Source organism: Streptomyces sp. NPDC059355 (assembly GCF_042752335.1).
GTDB lineage: Bacteria > Actinomycetota > Actinomycetes > Streptomycetales > Streptomycetaceae > Streptomyces.
This window is the reverse complement of the sequence record NZ_JBHYXN010000068.1, coordinates 1-18,025: the sequence shown is the minus strand read 5'-3', so window position 1 is coordinate 18,025 and position 18,025 is coordinate 1. Positions and strand designations below refer to the sequence as shown.

The 18,025-nt window shown below is 74.4% G+C and carries 15 protein-coding genes; 5 read left to right on the top strand and 10 right to left on the bottom strand.

Annotated elements, in window-relative coordinates; all coding sequences use genetic code 11:
* Positions 1 to 126: 126 nt before the first annotated feature.
* The gene (locus ACFXGI_RS36690; RefSeq protein ID WP_384716750.1) at positions 127 to 1,320 is read right to left on the bottom strand and encodes an MFS transporter; all 1,194 of its coding nucleotides are present in this window, start codon (positions 1,318 to 1,320) and stop codon (positions 127 to 129) included.
* Positions 1,321 to 1,374: 54 nt separating this feature from the next.
* Here ACFXGI_RS36690 and ACFXGI_RS36685 point away from each other — a divergent pair, with 54 nt between their 5' ends.
* Entirely contained in the window at positions 1,375 to 2,130 is a 756-nt protein-coding gene (locus ACFXGI_RS36685; RefSeq protein WP_384716747.1) for an AraC family transcriptional regulator, read from the top strand.
* Positions 2,131 to 2,160: 30 nt separating this feature from the next.
* On the opposite strand, the gene ACFXGI_RS36680 is transcribed toward ACFXGI_RS36685, so the two are convergent.
* Positions 2,161 to 2,727 carry a dihydrofolate reductase family protein gene (locus ACFXGI_RS36680; protein ID WP_384716744.1) on the bottom strand — a complete coding sequence of 189 codons (567 nt, stop codon included), beginning with the start codon at positions 2,725 to 2,727 and terminating at the stop codon, positions 2,161 to 2,163.
* An 18-nt stretch (positions 2,728 to 2,745) separates the two neighbouring features.
* On the opposite strand from ACFXGI_RS36680, the gene ACFXGI_RS36675 reads away from it, so the two are divergent.
* Positions 2,746 to 3,810 carry an enoyl-CoA hydratase/isomerase family protein gene (locus tag ACFXGI_RS36675; protein WP_384716777.1) on the top strand — a complete coding sequence of 355 codons (1,065 nt, stop codon included), beginning with the start codon at positions 2,746 to 2,748 and terminating at the stop codon, positions 3,808 to 3,810.
* A gap of 22 nt (positions 3,811 to 3,832) precedes the next feature.
* Here the strand turns inward: ACFXGI_RS36675 and ACFXGI_RS36670 are convergent, their stop codons facing one another.
* Positions 3,833 to 4,756: an SDR family oxidoreductase gene (locus tag ACFXGI_RS36670; RefSeq protein ID WP_384716741.1), complete on the bottom strand. Its 924-nt coding sequence runs from the start codon at positions 4,754 to 4,756 to the stop codon at positions 3,833 to 3,835.
* Positions 4,757 to 4,942: 186 nt separating this feature from the next.
* Between ACFXGI_RS36670 and ACFXGI_RS36665 the strand changes: the two genes are divergently transcribed.
* Positions 4,943 to 6,187 carry a cytochrome P450 gene (locus tag ACFXGI_RS36665; RefSeq protein ID WP_384716738.1) on the top strand — a complete coding sequence of 415 codons (1,245 nt, stop codon included), beginning with the start codon at positions 4,943 to 4,945 and terminating at the stop codon, positions 6,185 to 6,187.
* 8 nt (positions 6,188 to 6,195) lie between these two features.
* Here the strand turns inward: ACFXGI_RS36665 and ACFXGI_RS36660 are convergent, their stop codons facing one another.
* The 7 genes from ACFXGI_RS36660 to ACFXGI_RS36630 all read right to left on the bottom strand — a co-directional run bounded on the left by ACFXGI_RS36660 (position 6,196) and on the right by ACFXGI_RS36630 (position 16,032).
* Complete coding sequence (locus tag ACFXGI_RS36660) at positions 6,196 to 7,281, bottom strand: alpha/beta hydrolase (protein WP_384716735.1); 1,086 nt, start codon at positions 7,279 to 7,281, stop codon at positions 6,196 to 6,198.
* A gap of 46 nt (positions 7,282 to 7,327) precedes the next feature.
* The gene (locus ACFXGI_RS36655) at positions 7,328 to 8,935 is read right to left on the bottom strand and encodes a molybdopterin-dependent oxidoreductase (protein ID WP_384716732.1); all 1,608 of its coding nucleotides are present in this window, start codon (positions 8,933 to 8,935) and stop codon (positions 7,328 to 7,330) included.
* A 128-nt stretch (positions 8,936 to 9,063) separates the two neighbouring features.
* The gene (locus ACFXGI_RS36650; RefSeq protein ID WP_384716729.1) at positions 9,064 to 10,257 is read right to left on the bottom strand and encodes an oxygenase MpaB family protein; all 1,194 of its coding nucleotides are present in this window, start codon (positions 10,255 to 10,257) and stop codon (positions 9,064 to 9,066) included.
* A gap of 84 nt (positions 10,258 to 10,341) precedes the next feature.
* On the bottom strand, positions 10,342 to 11,379 hold the full coding sequence (locus tag ACFXGI_RS36645) for a polyprenyl synthetase family protein (RefSeq protein WP_384716726.1): 1,038 nt from the start codon (positions 11,377 to 11,379) through the stop codon (positions 10,342 to 10,344).
* Positions 11,372 to 11,767 carry a hypothetical protein gene (locus tag ACFXGI_RS36640; RefSeq protein ID WP_384716723.1) on the bottom strand — a complete coding sequence of 132 codons (396 nt, stop codon included), beginning with the start codon at positions 11,765 to 11,767 and terminating at the stop codon, positions 11,372 to 11,374. Before ACFXGI_RS36640 ends, ACFXGI_RS36645 begins: the two co-directional genes overlap by 8 nt.
* A 228-nt stretch (positions 11,768 to 11,995) precedes the next feature.
* Positions 11,996 to 14,326 carry an alpha-N-acetylglucosaminidase gene (locus tag ACFXGI_RS36635; protein WP_384716720.1) on the bottom strand — a complete coding sequence of 777 codons (2,331 nt, stop codon included), beginning with the start codon at positions 14,324 to 14,326 and terminating at the stop codon, positions 11,996 to 11,998.
* Positions 14,327 to 14,349: 23 nt separating this feature from the next.
* Positions 14,350 to 16,032: a ricin-type beta-trefoil lectin domain protein gene (locus ACFXGI_RS36630; RefSeq protein WP_384716716.1), complete on the bottom strand. Its 1,683-nt coding sequence runs from the start codon at positions 16,030 to 16,032 to the stop codon at positions 14,350 to 14,352.
* Positions 16,033 to 16,225: 193 nt separating this feature from the next.
* Between ACFXGI_RS36630 and ACFXGI_RS36625 the strand changes: the two genes are divergently transcribed.
* Complete coding sequence (locus ACFXGI_RS36625) at positions 16,226 to 16,870, top strand: TetR/AcrR family transcriptional regulator (RefSeq protein ID WP_384716713.1); 645 nt, start codon at positions 16,226 to 16,228, stop codon at positions 16,868 to 16,870.
* A gap of 13 nt (positions 16,871 to 16,883) precedes the next feature.
* Complete coding sequence (locus ACFXGI_RS36620) at positions 16,884 to 17,840, top strand: serine/threonine dehydratase (protein WP_384716710.1); 957 nt, start codon at positions 16,884 to 16,886, stop codon at positions 17,838 to 17,840.
* Positions 17,841 to 18,025 lie beyond the last annotated feature (185 nt).

Sequence of the window (18,025 nt, the reverse complement as noted above, 5' to 3'; positions counted from 1 at the left end):
CGGGCGTGGCCGAAAACGATTGGGTGCGCCCGCAAGGCGCGCCCGCCGTCCGCAGGCGCGAAAGAGGCGCCGTCAGTCCGGATCGGCGCCGGCGCCGCGGCCGACGGGTGGCTGCGCCGTGCCCGCTCAGGCGCCCGGTGCGGGCTCCGGCAGGCGCCGGGCCAGGGCCCACGCCAGCAGGGGGAGGACGGTCAGCGGGAGCAGGGCCGTCCGGACGGAGGTGGCGTCCGCGAGGGCGCCGATGAAGGGGCTCGCCAGGCCGCCGACGCTGACCGTCAGGCCGAGCGTGACCCCGCTCGCCGTCCCCATCCGGGCCGGCAGGTAGTCCTGGCCCAGCGTGACCTGGAGCGAGAACGGCACGTACAGTGCGGCGGCCGCGAGCGCCGCGCACACGTACACCAGGGGGAGGGGCAGGCACAGCACGCCCGCGACGGCGGGAGCGGCCGCGGCGTACGCCCGGTGGACCGTGGTGACACGGCCCTGGCGGGCGGCCAGCCGGCCGCCGAGCAGGGTGCCGCCCGCGCTGCCGGCGAACAGGGCGAACAGCGCCAGCGCCCCCGCGGTCGCGCCTCCGCCGCGCTCGCGCACGTACAGCGCGATGAAGGTGCTCAGCCCGGCGAACGCGACGGACCGGACGGCCACCACGAGGCAGAGCCGCAGGAACGCCCGCCGGTCCCCGCGCCCGGGCGCCCCGGCGGAGGCCGCCGCCCGCGGCCCGGCCACCCGCTCCCGCACCGGCCGCGGGCGGTTCAGTACGACGCCCAGCGCGGCCGGGGCCGCCAGCAGCCACCACCCCGCCCGCCCGGACACGGACAGGGCCCCGAAGACCAGCAGCGGCGCGCACGCGAAGCCGATGTTGCCGCCGAGCGCGAACCAGCTCATCGCCGTGTGCCCGGGCCCGCCCGCCACGGTGCGCACCAGCCGGGCGGCCGCCGGATGATAGGCGGCCACACCCAGCCCGGACAGGGCCACCGCGGCGACGGTGGCCGGATAGCCGGCGTCCGCGCCGACGAGGGCGATGCCCAGCCCGGCGGCGGCCGTGCTCAGCGGGATCAGCCACGGCATCGGCCGGCGGTCGGCCAGCGCCCCGAACAGCGGCTGGACCACCGAGGACAGCAGGGACGCGGCCAGCACGATGCCGGAGGCGGCGGCGTAGCCGTACGCGCGCTCGGAGACCAGGAAGGGGACGAGCGCGGCGACGGCGCCCTGGTAGACGTCCACGCAGGAGTGGCCGGCCGCGTAGGCGGCGATGCGGCGGCGCCGCACGGGACGTGTTCCCGCCCCGGCGGGCGGCTCGGGAGCGGTCTTCGATGAGTTCACCGGTCGAGAATCGCCGCTGACGCCGGCGGCCCGCTTCCGATAAATTGCCCGGTGATGCAGGAAATCCGCCACACCCCCCGGGCCGCGACGAGCATCCGCGCTCTCGACACCCACGTCGGCATCGACCCGCACCGGCACGACGACCACCAGATCGCCTACCCCGGTTCCGGAGTGCTGTCCATCACCACCGACGCCGGGACCTGGGTGGCCCCCACCACCCGCGCCCTGTGGATCCCGGCCGGTACGGTGCACGAGCACCGCGCGTACGGGCGCACCGACCTGCACTCCGTCGGCCTGCCGACCCGGCTCAACCCGCTCTCCCTCGACACCCCCGCCGTGATCGCCGTGGGACCGCTGCTGCGCGAGCTGATCCTGGCCTATACGCGGGCCCCCGAGGACGAGGGCCCCGAGCGGCGCCGGCTGCTCGGGGTCCTGCTCGACCAGCTGCGCGCCGCGCCCCTGCAGCCCCTGCACCTGCCCGCCCCCGCCGACCCCCGGCTGGCGGCGGTGTGCGCCCTGCTGCACGCCGATCCGGCGGACTCCCGGGGACTGGCGGCGCTGGGAGCGGCCGCCGGCGCCGGGGCGAGCGAGCGGACGCTGAGCCGCCTCTTCCGCTCCGAACTCGGCATGACCTTCCCGCAGTGGCGTACCCAGCTGCGCCTGCACCAGGCGCTGCGGCTGCTGGCCGTCGGCACCCCGGTCACCGCCGTCGCGCACCGCTGCGGCTGGTCCTCCGCGAGCGCCTTCATCGACGTCTTCCGGCGCGCCTTCGGCCACACGCCGGGCGCCCACCCCGGCCGGCCGGCGTAGGCAGCGCGCGCAAACCCGGGGAACCGCGTCCTACGGCCGTCCGTACCGCAGCTGGACCACGCCGTTGCCGAACGTGCGAGTGCCTTCGAGGTGCAGCGGCGCCGCGCCGGCGAACGGCGGGAACAGCGGCGTGCCGTGGCCGATGCGCACCGGGTGCACGAGGATCCGGTACGCGTCCACCAGGTCGTGGCGCAGGAACGCGGCGGCGAGGTCGGCCCCGCCCACGACCAGATCGCCGCCCGGAGCCGCCTTGAGCGCGGCGACCTCCGCGGGCACGACGTCCCGCACGAGCGTGGAGTTCCAGCCGAGGTCGTCCTGGCGCAGCGTGCGCGAGTACACGTACTTCGGCATGTCCCGCCAGATGCCCGCGAACTCCGCCTCCTCCGGGGAGGATTCCGGATCGGCGTCGGCGGTCGGCCAGTACGCCGTCATCAGCTCATGAGTGACCCGGCCGGTGAGGAAGCCGCCCAGCGGGCGGATCTCGTCGTTCATGAACCGGTGCAGTTCGTGGTCGACCATGTGCCAGGAGATGTCCCGGTCCGGCCCCTCCATGAAGCCGTCGAGGGACATCGACATCATCAGGACGATCTTTCGCATGCCGGACCACGCTACATACTGGCCGGTGTGAAGAGCGAAGACGGCGCAGACGACACGGCCCTGTTCACCACGGAGGGCCACACCGGGGTGATCACCCTCAACCGCCCCAGGGCGCTCAACGCCCTCACCCACCCCATGGTGCTGCGGATCGCCGAGGCGCTGACGGCCTGGGAGCGGGACCCCGCCGTCGTCCAGGTCCTCATCCGCGGAGCCGGCGAGCGCGGGCTCTGCGCCGGCGGGGACATCCGGGCCATCCACGACGACGCGAAGGCCGGCGGCGACGCCTCCGAGGGCTTCTGGCGCGACGAGTACCGGCTGAACGCGCGGATCGCCCGCTACCCCAAGCCCTACGTGGCCCTCATGGACGGCATCGTCATGGGCGGCGGAGTCGGCCTCTCCGCCCACGGCGGCGTGCGCGTGGTCACCGAACGCTCCCGCGTCGCCATGCCCGAGACCGGCATCGGCTTCGTCCCCGACGTGGGCGGCACGCACCTCCTGGCCCGCGCCCCGGGGGAGCTCGGCACCCACCTGGCCCTGACCGGGGCCGCCGTGGGCGCGGCCGACGCACTGCTGTGCGGGCTCGCCGACCACTTCGTACCCGCCGCCCGGCTGCCGGAGCTGACCGCCGAGCTCGCCGGCGCCCCGGCGCACGAGGTGCTGCCGCGCTTCGCGCAACCGCCCGCGCCGGGCGAACTGGCCGCATGGCGCGACCGGATCGACCGCTGCTACGCCGCCGACACCGTCGAGGAGATCGTCGACCGGCTGCGGGCCGAGGACGATCCGGCCGCCAAGGAGGCCGCCGAGACGATCATGGCGAAGTCCCCGACCTCGCTCAAGGTCACCCTGGCCGCCCTCCGCCGGGCCCGCGCACTCGGCTCCCTGGAGCGGGTGCTGGAACAGGAGTTCCGCGTGTCCTGCCACGCCCTGCGCACGCCCGACCTGGTGGAGGGCGTACGGGCCCAGGTCGTCGACAAGGACCGCAACCCGCGCTGGTCCCCGCCCGCGCCGGCCGACGTCACCGACGCGGACGTGGAGCGGTTCTTCGCCCCGCTCGGAGAGGCCCGCGAACTCCGGCTGCGCTGAGGGACGTCGGCAACGGGCCCGGTCAGCGGTAGCCGGTCACGTCGGCCGGGAGGCCCGGGTCCTGGACCTCGACCAGGTACCGCCAGGCGTCCGGCCGACTGCCGTCGAGGTCCGTGAACCCGTACGCGCGGGCCAGCTGCGCGCTGGAGAGCGACTGCCCGTTCCAGCGCGCCACCTCCGGATCCGCGGCGAGCTCGGCGACGGCCCGCCCGACGTACGAAGGCGTCTCGGAGATGGCGAAGTGCGGCATCCGCTCCAGCGCGTCCCGCCAGTTCGCCTCGCCCACCCCGAAGTTGTCCAGCATCATCTCCGAGCGCAGCCAGCCCGGGGTGAGCGCCACCGCCGTCGCCCCGCGCGGCCCCAGCTCGTGCCCGAGCGCGAACGCCATGCGCAGCACCGCCGACTTGGCGAGGTCGTAGAAGAACGAGACGCGGTAGTTCGCGGCGTTGTAATCGGCCGTGCCGTCCGTCATCTCCACCACCAGCCCGCCCGGCCGGCGCAGCAGCAGCGGCAGCGCGAAATGGCTGGTGATGGCATGGGTGTCCACCGCGAGCCGCAGCATCCGGAGCCCGTTGTCCAGGTCGTGCTCCCACACCGTGCTGTCCCACTCGAACAGCTTCTCGCCGCCCCAGATGTCGTTCACCAGTACGTCCAGGCGCCCCTGCTCCGCGTCGATCCGCCCGACCAGCGCCTCCACCTCGGCCGACACCAGATGGTCCGCGACCACGGCGATGCCGCGCCCGCCCGCCGCAGTGACCAGCTCCGCCGTCTCCTCGACGGTCTCCGGCCGGTCGTACTCCGAACGGCTGCCGCGGGTGCTGCGCCCCGTCGCGTACACCGTCGCACCCCGCGCGCCCAGCTGGACCGCGATGCCCCGGCCCGCGCCGCGCGTCGCCCCGGCCACCAGGGCGACCTTGCCTTCGAGGGCTCGCCGCTCTTCCGCCATGCCCCGACCCTACGCCGCCACCCCCGGCCGGGCACGCCGGCACGGGCGCGCGGACGACCCGCGCGACGGCTCCCGCCGACGGCCGCCGCCCGAAGACGCCGCCGGAACGGACTTGTCCAACCCGGCCTCCAGGCCGCACTGTTGCCCGAGATCCGCCCACTCGTCCAGACGGTCAGGAGACCCGGCTTGTCACCCGACAGCGCACCCGCACCCGCGTACGCCATCGACCCCGCCGGCGGCTGCCCGCACGCCCTCAACGCCCGGCTGCGCGCCCAGGGCGCCGTCGCGGACGTCGTCCTGCCCGGCGGAGTGCCCGGGGCGGTCGTCCTCGGACACGAAGCGCTGAAGGAGTTCCTCGCCCACCCCGACGCGGCCAAGGACGCCCGGCACTTCCCCGCCCTGCACGACGGCACCATCGCGCCCGACTGGCCGCTGCGGGTGTTCGCCAACGCCCAGGGCATGCACACCGCCGACGGAGCCGACCACCGACGGCTGCGCTCCCTCGTCGGCAACGCCTTCACCGCCCGCCAGGTGGAGCGGCTGCGGCCGCGCATCGAGGAGCTCACCGCCACCCTGCTCGACGAGCTCGGCCGGGCGGCTGCCGAGGCCCCCGACGGGGTCGTGGACCTGCGCTCCCGCTTCGCGCTCCCGCTGCCGATGAGCGTCATCTGCGAGCTGCTCGGCGTGGACCCCGAGCACCGGGCCCGGCTGCACCACCTGTCCCACACGGTGATCATCGCCACCGACACCACACCCGCCGAGGTCATGGCCGCCGTACGGGAGCTCGTCGAGCTCATGGGCACGATCGCCGCCGCCCGCCGTGAGGATCCGGGCGACGACCTGACCAGCGCGCTCATCGCCGCCCGCGAGGAAGAAGGCGACCGACTCAGCGAGGCCGAACTCATCGGCACCATGCGGCTGATGCTCGTCGCCGGCCACGAGACCACCCTCAACCTGATCGGCAACGCCGTCCGCGCCCTGTGCACCCACCGCGACCAGCTCGCCCTGGTCCGGGAGGGCAAGGCCAACTGGTCCGACGTGGTGGACGAGACCCTGCGCTGGGACGCGCCGGTCAGCTGGTTCCCGTTCCGGTACGCCGCCCGCGACCTCACCGTCGACGGCACCGTGATCCCGCAGGGCACCCCCGTCCTCGCCGCCTACACCTCGGCCGGCCGCGACGAGGCCTTCCACGGCCCGGACGCCGACCGCTTCGACGTGACCCGCCCCGCCGCCGGCCGCCACCTCTCCTTCGGGCACGGCGCGCACTACTGCGTGGGCGCCCCGCTCGCCCGCCTGGAGGCCACCATCGCCCTGGAGCGGCTCTTCGCCCGCTTCCCCGACCTCGACCTCGCGGTTCCCGAGCCCGAACTCCCGTACCTGCACAGCTTCATCGGCAACAGCGTCGAATCCATCCCGGTCCGGCTGGCATAGCCTCAGCCTCAGTCGCGGCCGCGGCCGCGGCCGTCGCCGGGCGGCGAGAGCTCCGTGCTCAGCCAGCCCAGCGCGTCCGGATACATCGACGTCCAGGTCTGGAAGTTGTGGCCGCCGGCCGGGCGGACCAGGGTCCTCACCCGGACCCCGGTGCCCGCCGCGGCCCGGCTGAAGACCTCCAGCTGCGCCGGCGGGCTGTCCTTGTCCTGTGCCGAAGTGGCCAGGAACAGGGCGACATCGGCCTTCTTCGCCTGCCGGACCAGCCACAGCGGGCTGTTGCGCTCGCGCAGCACCGGATCGGAGAGCACCTCCGGGTCCCCGCCCAGCGGATCGGGGTCCAGTGCCGCCCCCGCCCGGAACACCTTGGGATACTGGAGCGGCAGCTTGGCCGCGCAGAACGCCCCCGTCGAGACACCCATCAGTCCCCAGCCCCGGGGTTCGGGCAGGGTACGGAAGTTCTTCGCGACCAGGTCCGTCACGTCCTCCGCGAGCCAGCTGGCCACCTTCCGCGTCGGCGTGTTGCTGCAGTCGGTGTTCACCCCGCCGGGGTACACGTCCGGGATCACCACGATGAACGGGTGCGCCGCGCCCAGCCCGGCCAGCTGCTCCAGCGTCCCCGGCATGGCGCCCAGATCGATCCAGGTCCGCGGTGACCCCGGATACCCGTGCAGCAGCATCAGCACCGGGAACCGGGTCTTGTCCGCGCCCGGCGCCCGGTACTGGGGCGGGGTCCACACGATCACCTGCCCGGCGAGTTTCGAATGCGAGCCGCGGAAATAGGTGCTCTGCGTACCGTCCCCGCCCTGGGTGAACTTGGCCCGGCCCAGCGGCGGCCCGGTCATCGCCGACGCGTTCTGCGCGTTCTCCGTACCCAGCAGGTCGTCCCACGAGGAGTAGAGCCCGTAGCTGCCGTTGATCCAGGTCGCGATCACCGCGATGGACGTCAGCTGACACAGCGCGATCATCAGCACCCGCACCGGCCAGCGCACCCACCCCGGCCCGGGAACCCGGTTCCACAGCAGCAGCGCGGCGAGCATGGCGAGCACGGTGACGGCGATGAGGGTGACGAGGAACGACGTGCTGGTCAGCTCCACGAGGGCCGGCTCCTGACGTGCGGGTCGGTTTCCCAGGATGTCCGCGTCATGCCTTCCTCCCGGGCCCGGGCCGGACACGTACCGACACCGAGTGCCACCCGGTCGCCCCGTCGGGCACGGTCCCCCTGCGCTCACCCGTCTGCACGGCGCCCGTGCCGTCCGTGGCCCGGACCTCCAGCGTGTGCCGCCCGGGGGTCGCCTCCCACACCCACACCCACTGCCGCCAGGTGTCGTTGCCGTCCGCCGCCCCGAGCCGGGCCTCCTGCCACGGCCCCCCGTCCACCCGTACCTCCACCCGGTCGATCCCCCGGTGCTGCGCCCACGCCACCCCGGCCACCGCCACCCGTCCCTCCACCGGCTCGGCGGACGGGCGCGGGGTGTCGATCCGGGACTGTGTCTTGACCGGACCCTGCTGGGCCCAGGACCGGCGCACCCAGTACGCGTCGTACGCCGCGAAGGTCGTCAGCCGCAGCTCGCGCAGCCACTTGCACGCCGAGACGTACCCGTACAGGCCCGGTACGACCATCCGCACGGGGAAGCCGTGCGCGAAGGGCAGCGGCTCGCCGTTCATCCCGACGGCCAGCAGTGCGTCCCGGCCGTCCATCACGGTCTCCACGGGCGTGCCGATCGTCATGCCGTCCACCGAGCTCGCCACCAGCTGGTCCGCCGGCCCTCCCCGCGAGGGCGGCCGGACGCCCGCCTCGCGCAGCAGGTCGGCCAGGCGCACGCCGAGCCAGCGGGCATTGCCCGCGTACGGGCCCCCGACCTCGTTCGACACGCAGCAGAGGGTGATGTCGTGCTCGACGAGCGGGCGGGCCAGCAGCTCGCGCAGCCCGAGTTCGAGCGGGTTCGAGACGCCCTCGCCGTGGATGCGCAGACGCCAGGTGTCCGCGTCCACCCGGGGCACCACGAGGGCGGTGTCCACGCGGTAGAAGTCCCGGTTGGGGGTGAGGAAGCGCGAGATCCCGGGCACCCGCAGCTGCGCGCCGGGCGGTACGGGCGGCGCGGGCACGGCCGGCTCCGGCAGGACCAGGTCCGCCCGCGAGGCCGTCGCCCCGGCCGAGCCGTACGCGCCGAGCCGCCGCCCCGCGTACCCGATCCCCGCCGAGGCGACGAGGGCCGCCCCGACCAGCCGCCCGAAGCCGCGCCGGTCCATCGACCAGGCCCCGCCCGGCGGCGCGCCCACCGCGGGGGGCCGGGTCAACGCGCCGACCAGCAGGTAGAGCACCCCGGCCGCGACCACTCCGCCGACCAGCGAGGGCAGCGCGTCGTGCCAGGTCGCCTCGGGCCGGCTGAGCGCGGCCGCCGCCCCCACCAGCCCGAAACAGCCGGCGAGCGCGATCCCGGCGGGCAGGTGCCGCACGGCGAGCACGCCGGCGGCGACGGCCACGGCGCCCAGGACGAGGATGATCCCGAGCGCGAGCAGCAGCTTGTCGGCGGTGCCGAACTCACGGATCGCCCATTCCTTGACGCCCACCGGCGTACGGTCGACCACGGCCCCGCCGACCGCGGTGACCGGGGAGGCCTCGGGGCGGACGGCCGCCGAGGCCAGCTCGGCCACGGCCAGGCCGGCGCAGGCGGCGACCAGCCCGCAGACGGCGCCGCCCAGGATGCGGCGCCGCCGCCCGGGGTGCGCCTTCACACGGATCGTCATCAGCAGGTCACCGTCCGCGTCACCGTTCGCCGGGGAGCCGGGCCTCCAGTGTGACTCCGACCGGTGCGGACCCGCGCCCGGCCGCGGCCGTTCGGGTCGGTGCCCCTCAGGTGCAGCGCCCGTTCGGGTCAGCGCACCGGCGCCGCCGGCGGCGGCACCCAGCGCCCGGTGCGCGGCGCCTTCACCCCGTACTCCGCCTTCAGCTCGGCCGGGATGGCGTGGTGCATGACCCGCCCCCGGGTCAGCGAGGACAGTTCGAAGCCCGCGAGCAGCGAGCCCGCCTTGTCCAGCGCCCACTGCGCGAGCGGGCTGCTGTCCTCCAGGCTCTCCAGCAGCCCCAGCACCACGGGTACGGCCCTGGCCGCCGTGTCCCAGGGGCTGCGCGGGACCTCCAGCCAGTCGCCGATGGTGTCGCCGACCAGGTAGCGGACGGTGGCCGGGACCATCGGGTCGAACAGCGTGCCGGGCACCACGTCCTCGTACAGCCGCAGCAGCCGGGAGTTGAGGACCACGCCCTCGGGGGAGGGGCCGAGATGGCGCTGCAGGTAGAGGTCGCAGTACGCGCGGGCCTCGGCGAGGTCCTCCGGTACGGACGCCGTGTCGCAGCCCAGCAGGGCGGCCACGACCCGCCAGGCGTAGTAGTAGGCCTCCGCGCCCTCCTCGCTCATGTGGATGCCGAGCCGGTGCATGGCGTCGAGCACCAGCAGCGAGAAGAAGGTCTGCCCGGCGATCATGTCCTCCTGGCAGATGGGCATGCCGTCCCGCTCGACGTCCCAGTGGCCGCCGTGGCGCAGGTGGTGGCGGACCGCCGCGTGCAGCAGCCGGACCTTCTGGGCGGCCGGGATGAACTTGCTGCCCTCGGCGAAGGAGTCCGTCCGCATGAGGTACGTGACGAACTGGCCGGTGTTGGCCATCCGGCGGGAGGGGTACGCGAGCGAGTGCGTCGAGGACAGCAGCCGGGCCATCCGGGGGACGGCGTAGCTGACGGGCATCGCCGCGAAGGACAGGCCGGTGTTGATGTGGGCGGCGTTGTCCGTGAAGAACAGCCGGGCCTGCTCCATGACGTCCCAGTCGACCCAGGCCGGGGGCAGGGCGGTGGCCTCGAAGTAGCCGCGCGCGGAAGCCGGGAGCCGTTCGGGGAGCGGGTCCCCGGCGGTGGTGAAGAACCGCATGAGCGTGTTGAAGTCGCCCACCTCGTCACGGTGGAACAGGGCGGCGACGGTGTCGTCGGCGAGCGGATCACCCTGGGTGGACAGGGCGTCGAGGGCGGCGTCGTCGTACCGGGGGCGCGGCGGGGCGGAGGGGGTCTCGGCGGTGGTCACGTGACTCGTCCTTCTCGTGTGTACGGGGCGGGGGCGGAGCGGGGCGGGCCCGTGGTGCATCGGGTCCCGGGCGCCGGCCCGCGGCTACAGCGAGCGCTCGGCGGCGGTGCCGGCGAGGTCGCGCAGCGCGGACCGCGCCTCCGCGGGCATCGGTACGGTGTCCAGCGCGTCGGCGGCCCGGGCGATGCGCTCCCGGATCATGTCCTCGACCTGCTGCCTGGCTCCGCAGCGCTCCATCAACGCGCGTACGCCGGCGGCCTCTTCACAGCTCAGGTCGGGCCGGCCGACCAGTTTCGCGAGCAGCCGCCGCTCGTCGGCGTCGGCCGCGGCCACGGTCAGGGCGAGCAGCGCGGTCGGTTTTCCGTCCCGCAGGTCGTCCACGTTCGACTTGCCGGTCCTGACCGGGTCGCCGAAGGTGCCCAGCAGGTCGTCGCGCAGCTGGAAGGCCTCACCGAGCGGCAGCCCGTACGCGGAGAAGGCGTCGAGCAGGGCGCGCGGCCCCCCGCCGAGGGTGGCGCCCAGGTGCAGCGGCCGCTCGACGGTGTACTTGGCCGTCTTGAAGCGGGCCACCTCCCGCGACTCCGCCACCCGCGGGAGCGGCTCCGCCCGGGTGCGCAGGACCTCCAGGAACTCGCCCGCCATCGTCTCGCGCAGCAGCGTGGCCCAGAGGGGGACGGTCCGGGCCAGATAGGCGCCGGGCAGTCCGCAGGAGCTGAAGACGTGGCCGGCGTAGCCCATCAGCAGATCGCCGAGGATCATCGCGAGGGCGGTGGAGCGCCGCCCGGCGGCCGTACGGGCGGCGAAAGCGGCGTGAGCGGTGAGCCGACCGTGCCGCATCAGGCTGTCGTCGATGATGTCGTCGTGCGTGCAGGCGGCCGCGTGTACGAGCTCCATCGCGGCCGCGGCCCGGATCACCCCCTCGCAGTCGGGCTGCCCCGCAGCCCGCCAGCCCCAGTACAGGTACGCGGCCCGGATCCGCTTCCCGCCCGCCAGCGAGCGGCGCAACTGCTCCGACAGCGGCGAGAGTTCGACGTGCAGTCCGAGCAGTGCCCGCTCCTCCTCGTCGGCCAGCCGGACCAGCACCTCGTCGATGCGCTCCTTGAAGCCGGCGTGGTCATGCACGGGGGTGGCCCTCGGAGGCGACCCGCTCGGCGGCCCGCCGGGCCATGGCCTCCAGGTGGTTCTCCGCCCCCGCGCCCGAGCGGCGGGTGGCCAGCTCGCCGCGCTTGCGCAGCTCCACGACCCCCTCGGTGAGCAGTTCGCGCAGGTCGGAGCGGCGCAGTACCTCCTGGGCCCGGTCGGCGGACTGCCGTAACTGGTCGAGGGCCAGATCGGCGACCCCGGCGGCGAGCAGCGTCAGCAGCTCCAGGGTCACGGGCGGGCTGCCGGGTGCGGAACCCTGCTCCGGCCCGGGCTGCGCGGGCTGTTCCGCCGGCCCGGGCTGCCCCGGCTGTTCGTGCTGCGCGGACTGCCCGGGCTGTCGGGGCCGTTCGTGTCCGGTCTGGGACATGCTCCGTGCACTCCTGTGGGCGTCGGGCCGTGTGACGGCGTCGGAAGGGGCGGCCGCCGGATGTTCCGGCAGCCGCCCCTGGTGGTCCTTCCGTGCGAGTCAACCGAGTGCGCGTCCCGTGCGTCGAACCACCTGACAGGTTCTCCCTCGCACGGGTAGCGGGATTCCCACGGCCGGGTGAGGATCAGCGCATCATCCGATCGTCACCGCCCCGAGTGGTGTAAGGGGTCAGCGGGCGGCTCCCTCCGAGGACTTCAGGGCCGCCGCGATGCCCGTCGCCAGGGTGTGCGGATCCCCGCTCGGGCCGTCCGTCCCGCTCGGATGCCGGGTGGTGCGCCGGGCCCATTCCTCCTCGTAGGCGTGCCAGTCGATTTCCCGGGGCACCGCCCGCCGGACCAGGGACTCCTCCAGCGTCTCGAAGTACGCCGCCCAGCGGGGCGCGTACAACTCCCCGATCAGACCGCTCCATTCGCGGTTCGCGTAGTCGTGCAGGAAGCCGCCCTCGCTGGTGCTGCGCCGGCCCCACACGCTCAGGATCGAGCGGGCGTCGTACTCGTACCGGTCCTGCTCGGCCTCGTCAGCACCCCAGGAGCGGGCCGCCGAAAGCCAGTTGCCGAGCAGGAAGTTCGGGTCGGAACCGGTGATGGCGTCCAACTGCCTTTCCCCGTCCGACCATTCGGCGGTCAGCGACCGGAACCGGGCCAGGTCCTTGGCCTCGTACGCCGCCTTGATCTTCGGCAGCAGCACCCGCGAGTGGTTGGCCAGCGCCTGACGCGCGGTGTCGACCAGGTCGAAGCGGTAGGCGCTGGAGCCGCGCAGCTTCGGATCCACCTTGAGCAGGTGGTCCAGGGCCCGGCGCACCCCGTCGGCCGGGTACCGCATCGACTTGGGGCTCCAGTACGCCGCCCCCACCGCGCCCAGGCTCGGCCGGGCGGTGAACAGGCTGTCCTGGGACTCCGACCACAGGCCCGAGGAGGTGCTGTACGGGCCCGTGCGCAGCTCCTCCCAGGCGGCCGCCGCCTCCTTGTCGGGCCGCCCGTAGCGGCGGGCCGCGAAATCGGCGAACCACTTGCGCTGGTCGATCGCCCCGGGCTCCCAGGCGAGATCGGTGAACAGGTCGAAGGCGGCCGGGTTGGTGCCGGTGGCCTCCGGCAGGTAGGCGATGCCCTTCAGCGCGCTGTTGGACTTGGCCCGCCAGGGGCCGAACCGCTCGATCCACACCGAGGTGTTCGCGCCGATCGTGGTGTGCCCGCCGAAGTTGTAGATCGTGCCCATCGCGTACGGGGCCCCGCCCCAGCGCGTCTCGCGGTCCAGGCGGTTGTACCGGTCGGACAGCCCGTCCAGGATCAGCAGCTTCGAGGTGTCCACCCCGGCGAGCAGCTCCGCCTTCGGACTGTCCTGCCAGCCCAGCACCGCCCACATCGCGCCCGGGTGCGCGGTGTGCAGCGCCGACTGGACCGCCCGGGCGGCCGCCTTCACGTCGACGGTGCCCGCCGTCCCGCCCTCGTGCAGCGGGCTCATCCGGTACATCGCGCTGTCCCCGAACACGGCGCGCTGCTCCGTGTAGTACGCGGCGGCCAGCTTCGCGAACACCGGGGAGGTGGGGTCCAGCCAGTCGGGCCGGTCGAAGCCCGCCCAGTCGCCCTGCGCCACCGTCTTCGCGCCCGCGTTGCGGGCGGTGAACCCCGGCGGCACCGTGCCGAAGAAGCCGGGAAGCACCGGGGTCATGCCGAGCCCGCGCAGCTGCTCGGCGATCCGCCCGCCGAGCTCGGCGCGCTCCTGCATCAGCCGCTCGGAGACCGGGCCGCCGAAGCCGCTCAGGTTCTGCAGCAGCCACCAGCTCTGGTGTCCGGGGCCGGGGATCCACTCGCGCAGCTCGGCGGCGGAGTAGCCGAAGCCCTGGAGCGCCCGGTAGTACGGGTACTCGGCGCCGGCCTGGACGAACACCTCGTTGATGCCGTGCAGGGCGAGCAGGTCGATCTGCCGCTGGTGCTGCTCGAAGGTGCGGTACGCGCCCGAGTAGCCGTCGTCGGTGTCGTTGAGGGCGTACCGGTGCGGGACGAGCGCGCTGCGGGTGACCGGCGCGGGTACGGCGGGCAGCCGCGCCGGCAGCATCCCGATGCTGTCGCCCGGCCAGCCGATGTCGGCGCCGGCGACGTGCTGGAGGTACCAGCCCACGCCGGTGAGCAGGGTGGCCCCCGTGGAGGCGCGCACGGTGATCGCGCCGGCCGGGCCGGACACGGTGAACCGGTCGGCGCCGGCGGCCGGATCGGGTACGAGGGTGAACTGGGCGGCGTGGCGCGGCAGCAGCCGCTCCAGCGCGTCCCGGGCGGGCCCGACGTCGAAGGCGCGGGGCTTGGCCGCGCCGGGAGAGCCCGGCTGCGCCGCAGCGGCCCCGCGCGCGCCGCCGGGTACGGGCGCCGGCGCGGGACCTCGTACCCCGGCCGGGCCGGCCGGGCCGGCCAGTGCGGGGGAGGCGGTGCCGAGCAGGGCCGCCAGGGCGGCGAGGGCGACCTGGCGGCGCAGACGCGCGCGCCGCCGGGGAAGGGGGTTCGTCATCCGAAGAGTCACCGATCCGGGTATCAGACGGGCAGGGACCAGGCCTGGTCGACGCGGTGGTCGCCGCAGTCGGTCAGACGCAGCCGCTCGGCCGGGGCATCAGGGGCGGCGGCCGCGGCGGGAGCCGTCAGGCACAGCCCGCTCACGTCCTCGACCAGCACCCCGTCCCGGCGGTGCGTCCAGCTCTGGCCCGGCTCACCGGACGCGCAGGCGGCCAGTTCCACGACGCCGCCCTCGCCGGCCGACAGGCACTTGCCGGTCAGGCGCACGCTCGACTCCGGCCCGAGCACCCAGCGCTGGTCGCCGGCCGCGGTGCACGGCGAAAGGACCAGCGCGCCCACCCCGGTGGTGTTGACCCCGTCCACGCACTGGGCGCCGTTCCCGGTGATCTGCCCGGTCGGCCGGGCCTCGCCGCACCCCTCGTGCGGGGTGAGCCGGAAGACCGCCGTGTCGTGCGCGGACACCTTCCCGGTCAGGGAGGTCGAGACCTCGGCGCTCTTGCCGCTCCACAGGTCCTTGGCGTCGACCGTGCAGGAGTACAGCCCGACGTCGGTGAGCGGTACGGAGATGTCCCGCGCGCCGGCGGACCGGTTGAGCACGGCGACGGCGCGGTCGCCGTTCGCCAGCGGCCGGGCCAGCACCTCGAAGGTGGCGTTGGCGGAGAGGACGGCGCCCTGGCGGCCCATCGGGTCCTGGTCCAGCGCGATCAGATCGCTGTTGCCGAGGGCGGCCAGCCCCGCCGGGGTGAGCTTGGAGACGTCGGAGGACAGGATGAACGGGGCCGCCATCATCGCCCACAGGCCCACCTGGCTGCGGCTCTCGGCCGCGGTGAGCCCGGGGGCGCCCGCGATCAGGAAGTCGGGGTCGTTCCAGTTGCCGGGGGCCGCGTACCGGCCGAGCCAGCGGTTGTAGCCGTAGTTGCCGAGCACCGAGCTCCACCGGGAGGTCGCGGGCGCGGCGGCGTTGTAGACCTTGATGTCCTTGCCCTCCCGCCACAGCTGGCCGGTCTCCCCGACCCAGCCGATGACCTTGTGCCAGTCGGAGCCTCCCCACTCGCCCTGCTGGAAGTAGGCGGGGGCGGAGGCCGAGAGCACCATGGCCCGGCCGCTCGTCCGCAGCGCGTCGGCGACCGCGTTGTACGCGTCGCGGTACGCCTGTTCCTTCGTCGTCCCGGGCGGCACCCACAGGTTGCAGCCGTCCATCTTGACGTAGTCGACCTTCCACGACGCGAACTGCCTCGCGTCCTGGGCGTAGTGGTCAGGGCCGCCGCCGTCGGGGGAGCCGCTGCCGGGGTAGCGCTCGCAGGTGACGGAGCCGGCGTCCTCGTAGATGCCGAACTTCAGGCCCTTGGCGTGCAGGTACTCGCCGAGCCAGGCCATGCCGTGCGGGAACTTCTGCGCGTCGACGACCAGGCTGCCGTCCGCGTCCCGGCTCTTGGCCATCCAGCAGTCGTCGACCGTCACCGTGTCGTAGCCCTTGGCGGCGAGGCCGCTGGAGACGAGTGCGTCGGCGTTCGCGACCACCTTGGCCTCGTCGATGTCGCACATGTAGTGCGCCCAGTTGTTCCAGCCCATGGGCGGGGTGAGCGCGAGCGGGGCGTCCGAGGTGGCGTAGGGCTCGGCCGCCGCGGGGGCGGGGGCGAGACAGAAGGCGAGCAGGGCGGCCGCGGTCAGGCAGGGGAGCGACGCACGCAGGCGAGGCGGCACGGAGACTCCTTGAGGTGGGGGGCGTACCCGTGGGGCTGCAGTGCGCTCAGTGCAGCGGCGCGACTACCCTCTGTCAACATAAGTCGATGGTTATGGCTCAATGACCAGCAATATGGCCGTAGTCGACGTCACACGATCGGGGAGTCCAGGAGTCGATACGTCGTATGTTCCGATGGCTGATACGCTGTATCTCATGCCGAGGAGATCAGTGGCCCTGGACCGTGCGACACCCGAGGCGATCGCCGTCGCCGCCCTGCGCCTCATCGACGAGGAGGGGCCGCACGCGCTGAGCTTCCGCGCCCTCGCCGAACGGCTCGAGGTCTCCCACGCCACCGTCCAGCGCCGCTGCACCGACCTCGCCGGGCTCCTCGACCTCTGCACCGAGCACCTCGCCGGGCAGCTGCCCGAGGTTCCGGCCGGGACCGGCTGGGCCGAGGCCGCCGAACTGCGGTTCAGCGCCCTGTACCGGCTGCTCGTCGCGCACCCCGGGCTGCTGGTGCTCCGCGGCGGCCGCCCCTGGCTCGGCCGCCAGCTGCTGGCCCGCCTGGTCGAGCCCGCGCTCGCCGACAGCGTGGCCGCCGGGATGACCGCCGCCGAGGCGATGACGGCGTACCGCCGCATGTACCTGCTCACCCTCGGCAGCGCCGCCTTCGTGGACCACCGGGATCCGGCCGGAGCCACCGCCGCCTCGCGGGCGGCCCTGGCCGCGCTGGATCCGGAGCGGTTCCCCGTGCTCGCGGGCGGGCTGGCCGACGTACTGCCCGCCCTGACCGACCACGAGGTGTATTACGGCGCGCTGCGCCAGCTGATCGAGGCCAACCGGCCTGCCGCCGCCTGAAGGGAGCCCCATCGTGGAACAACAGCTCGACTACGCCGCCGTGTGCGCCGCCGCCGACCGGATGGCCGGTTCGGTCCGCCCCGTCGCCGTCGTGCCCGCCGCCGAGGGACTCTGGTACGCGCTGGAGTACCTCCAGCACACCGGGTCCTTCAAGGCCCGCGGTGCCCGCAACTTCCTGGCCGCCCACCGCGACGCCGGCACCCTCCCGGACGCGGGCGTCACCATCGCCTCCGGCGGCAACGCGGGCCTCGCCTGCGCCTGGGCGGCCCGCGCGCAGTCCGTGCGCGCCACGGTGTTCCTGCCCGCCAACGCGCCGCGGGTGAAGGTGGAGAGGCTGCGGGGGTACGGGGCCGACGTACGGCTCGTGGGCGACCGCTACGCCGAAGCGCTGGCCGCCTGCGAGGAGTTCGCGGCGCGCAGCGGCGCCCTGAGCAGCCACGCGTACGACCACCCGCTCATCGCGGCGGGCGCCGGTACGTTGCTGGACGAGATCCGGGCCGGGCTGCCGGGGCTGGACACCGTGGTCGTCGCGGTGGGCGGCGGCGGGCTGTTCGCGGGGGTCGCGGCCGCGGCGCGCGAGCACGGCGTACGGGTGGTCGCAGCGGAGCCGGAGAACTGCCGGGCCCTGAACGCGGCCCTGGAGGCGGGCCGGGTCGTCGACGTGGCCGTGGACTCGGTCGCCGCCGACTCGCTGGGCGCCACCCGGGTCTCGGCGGCCGCGCTGGCCGCCGCGCAGGAGGGGAACGTACGGTCCGTCCTGGTCCCGGACCCGGCGATCACGGCGGCCCGGCGTGCGCTGTGGGAGGAGCACCGGATCGTGGTGGAGGCGGGTGCGGCCACGGCCCTGGCGGCCGTCCGGACCGCCCGGGAGCCGCTGGGCGAGCGCGTGGCCGTCGTCCTGTGCGGCGCGAACACCGACCCCGGGGACCTGACGGCTCCCGAGCGGATCCAGGGAGTGTCGTCAAAGTAGTGTCGGCCGCCCGAGCGTGCGTGCCAGGCCCCGCCGGCCAGACGGGACTTCGACGACACGATCTAAGGCCGGCCCGGCGGGTCATGGCAGGCCCTAGTAGTGCTTTGTTAGCTGGTCTTGTCACGGTCGGTGTTCGGTAGTTCGCTGCTTGTATGAGGGCGGGTGAGCTTGCTGAGTGTCGGGCC

Bases quoted from the DNA above. Each gene is read 5' to 3' on its own strand.
- ACFXGI_RS36685 (WP_384716747.1), top strand. From the start codon at position 1,375: ATGCAGGAAATCCGCCACACCCCCCGGGCCGCGACGAGCATCCGCGCT.
- ACFXGI_RS36680 (WP_384716744.1), bottom strand. From the start codon at position 2,727: ATGCGAAAGATCGTCCTGATGATGTCGATGTCCCTCGACGGCTTCATG.
- ACFXGI_RS36670 (WP_384716741.1), bottom strand. From the start codon at position 4,756: ATGGCGGAAGAGCGGCGAGCCCTCGAAGGCAAGGTCGCCCTGGTGGCC.
- ACFXGI_RS36655 (WP_384716732.1), bottom strand. From the start codon at position 8,935: ATGACGATCCGTGTGAAGGCGCACCCCGGGCGGCGGCGCCGCATCCTG.
- ACFXGI_RS36640 (WP_384716723.1), bottom strand. From the start codon at position 11,767: ATGTCCCAGACCGGACACGAACGGCCCCGACAGCCCGGGCAGTCCGCG.
- ACFXGI_RS36635 (WP_384716720.1), bottom strand. From the start codon at position 14,326: ATGACGAACCCCCTTCCCCGGCGGCGCGCGCGTCTGCGCCGCCAGGTC.
- ACFXGI_RS36625 (WP_384716713.1), top strand. From the start codon at position 16,226: ATGCCGAGGAGATCAGTGGCCCTGGACCGTGCGACACCCGAGGCGATC.